This window comes from Arhodomonas sp. KWT (genome assembly GCF_010993615.1).
In genome coordinates this window covers 1-563 of the sequence record NZ_WNXE01001058.1, presented here as the reverse complement: position 1 = coordinate 563, position 563 = coordinate 1, and the positions used below count along the sequence as shown (strand labels likewise).

The window sequence follows — 563 nt, the reverse complement described above, 5'->3', positions numbered from 1 at the left end:
GAGCAGGGCAGCGGTGGCGGACGCTGGATGTCGGTTGCCGCCGGCCTGGCCGTACCGGTGGTTGCCCTGGGTGTCTACCTCGTGGTCGGCTCGCCGCAGACCGTGCTGCCGACGACGGGGACGCAGGCCGAGCGTATCGCCCAGAGCGGCAGCCTCGAGGAGCAGCGAAAGTTCATCCGTGACAACCTCGGCGAGCTCCAGCAGCGCTTCGAGGACGACCCCGGCGACGTTGAGTCCGGGCGCATGCTCGCCCGGGCCTACCTCGCCGTGGACCGCCCCGCCGACGCCGCCCGGGTGCTCGCCCGGCTGATGGAGACCGCCGGGCGTCAGCCCGACCTCCTCGTCGACCGGGCCCGGGCGCTTGCCATGGCGAACGGTGAGACGGGGCTTACCGGTGAGCCCCGCAAGCTCCTGGAGCAGGCCCTGAAGCAGGCCCCGGCCCATCCGGACGCCCTCTGGTTCGCCGGGCTCGCCGCGGTCCAGGCCGGGGAGGCCGGCCGGGCGCGTTCGCTGTGGCAGCGCCTGCTGAGCGAGCTGCCGCCGGGTAGCGACTCGGCCAAGCG

1 pseudogene is annotated in these 563 nt (G+C 74.2%); it reads left to right on the top strand.

From position 1 onward, the window contains the following. Positions 1-27: 27 nt before the first annotated feature. Positions 28-563 (top strand): annotated as a pseudogene (locus tag G7A99_RS24135) (tetratricopeptide repeat protein); the annotation flags it as partial.